The sequence below is a fragment of the Nitrospira sp. BLG_2 genome (genome assembly GCF_049222245.1).
In genome coordinates, this window is the sequence record NZ_JBLYIG010000608.1 from 1 (window position 1) to 2,533 (window position 2,533).

At 52.1% G+C, this 2,533-nt stretch carries 1 protein-coding gene and 1 pseudogene; both read left to right on the plus strand.

Annotated elements, in window-relative coordinates:
* A pseudogene (locus ACOSYY_RS16125) lies at positions 1-345 on the plus strand (BREX-1 system phosphatase PglZ type A); the annotation flags it as partial.
* Positions 335-2,383: a protease Lon-related BREX system protein BrxL gene (gene brxL, locus ACOSYY_RS16130; RefSeq protein WP_421663719.1), complete on the plus strand. Its 2,049-nt coding sequence runs from the start codon at positions 335-337 to the stop codon at positions 2,381-2,383. The pseudogene ACOSYY_RS16125 and the gene brxL, both read left to right, overlap by 11 nt.
* The last annotated feature ends 150 nt before the right edge of the window (positions 2,384-2,533 follow it).

The following is a 2,533-nucleotide window of genomic DNA, read 5'->3' on the forward strand; positions in this document are numbered from 1 at the left end:
AGGTCCGTCACCGTGCATGTGTTGGGAGCCAGCCACAAAGTCACCACGAACCGTCATCGTTTCGAACTGATTCAAGCGGAACCAGTCAGCGAACGGGTGAGGCCGATCACACTGAAGGTGGCGATCTACGAGGGAGATAACGCCGTCACGAATGTCGAGGCCGTGACGTTTGATAGTGCCTCAGATAAGATGGATGAACGGAAGAAGTGGGTTCACTTAGTGCTGCAAGATCATCAGTATCACAAGAACACCGCATATCGGCTCGTCCTTCGGGATGCCGACACTGGAATAGAGCAACAGAGTGTACCGGTGACTATTGATAGGGTGTTTGCCGATGACTTCTGACAACAAAGCGATTGATACCAGCCTCGACGATCTCCTCAATCGGCATTTTGCCGGCAAGGTCGTTCGCAAAGATCTGACCAAGTTGGTCAAAGAGGGGGCGAATGTCCCCGTATACGTGTTGGAGTACCTCCTGGGCACCTACTGCGCATCCAACGACGAGACCATCATCAAAGAAGGACTCGTTACGGTAAAGAATATTCTGGCCGAGAACTATGTGCGTCCTGATGAAGCGGAGAAGGTCAAGTCCACCATTCGCGAGCGTGGAAGTCTCAAAATCATCGACAAGATAACTGTAACGCTCAATGAAAAACGAGATGTCTATGAAGCCCTGCTCGCGAATCTTGGGGTGAAAGGGGTTGAGGTCAGCACCAGCTACGTCAAAAAGTATGAGAAGCTGCTCGTGGGAGGCATCTGGTGCATTGTGACCCTGCAGTATTTCTATGAGGAGAACCAGAAGGGCTCGCCGTTCGTCATTCAGGATCTGAAGCCGATACAAATGCCGAACATGGATCTGGAGGAGCTCTTTCAAGGGCGGCGAGCATTCACAGAAGAACAGTGGATTGACGTCTTGTTGCGATCAACAGGTATGGAGCCAACGAACTTCAGTGAACGCGTGAAGTGGCACTTGTTGGCCCGCATGATCCCTTTGGTGGAGAACAACTACAACATCTGTGAACTAGGGCCACGAGGGACCGGCAAGAGTCATATCTACAAGGAAATTAGTCCCAATAGCATTCTTGTCTCCGGTGGCCAAACGACCGTCGCGAATCTGTTTTACAACATGGCGCGGCGGACTGTTGGACTGGTCGGCGTCTGGGATGTCGTGGCATTCGATGAGGTCGCGGGGATTACCTTTAAAGAAAAAGATGGCGTCCAGATCATGAAGGACTACATGGCCTCGGGCTCCTTCTCTCGTGGACGGGATGCCATCAATGCCTACGCCTCTATGGTCTTTGTCGGGAACATCAATCAGTCCGTGGACACACTGGTCAAGACCAGTCATCTTCTTGCCCCCTTCCCCGAAGACATGATCGACAGCGCCTTCTTTGACCGGTTCCATGCTTATGTCCCAGGCTGGGAAATCCCCAAGATGCGGCCGGAATTTTTCACCAACCAGTACGGCATGATCGTGGATTATCTCGCCGAATGGATGCGCGAGATGCGTAAGCGAACATTTGGCGATGCCATTAGTAAGTATTTCAAGCTCGGCAGAGATCTCAATCAGCGAGATACGATCGCGGTTAAGCACACCGTTTCTGGCCTCTTGAAGCTGCTGTATCCCAATGAGGAGTACGACAAGGACGCCGTTCGTCGATGTCTCGAGTATGCCTTAGAAACACGTCGGCGTGTAAAGGAGCAGCTGAAGAAAATCGGCGGTATGGAATTCTTTGATGTGCACTTCAGCTACATCGACCTCGACACGTTGCAAGAGAAGTTTATCAGCGTGCCCGAACAGGGAGGAGGCACCCTCATCCCAGACGGGCCGATGAGTCCAGGCGCATTACATACTGTTGCAACGGGCAGTGGTGGACATTTGGGGCTGTATAGGCTTGAAACGCAGGTGACGGCAGGTAATGGCGCACTCAAGACATCTGGGCTTGGTTCGAACAGCGCAGCGAAAGAGGCCATCAAGGTCGGTTTTGACTTCTTCAGGGCTAATGCTGCTCGCATCAGTGCGTCGATCAAGGCCGGCGACCACGATTATCACCTCCACATCGTGGAATTGCACAATACTGGTCCCACCAATGCCTTAACGCTCTCTGCTTTTATCGCGCTTTGTTCTGTAGTCTTTGGAAAGCCGATTCAGTCTCAAATGGTTGTCCTCGGTAGCATGAGTCTCGGTGGCAACGTGGTTCCGGTTGAAAACTTGGCTGAGTCCCTTCAAGTAGCGTTCGATTCTGGGGCCAAGCGTATCCTGCTTCCCATGGCCAGTGTGCGCGATATCCCAACCATACCCGGCGAGTTGTTTGCAAAATTCCAGACGAGCTTTTATGCAGACCCCATTGACGCTGTTTTCAAAGCCCTAGGCGTTGAATAGGTCTTTCTGCAAGACGTCCATTTCCTAGACTGAGCCGGCTTCTGACACGTTTTAGCGTTGCTGATTTTTAGCAAATGCCGTAGTGGCGGAGAAGGCCTGTAGCAACATAGCGATGGAAACAGCGTTGCCGTGGGGCCAGAGCTTCCATGT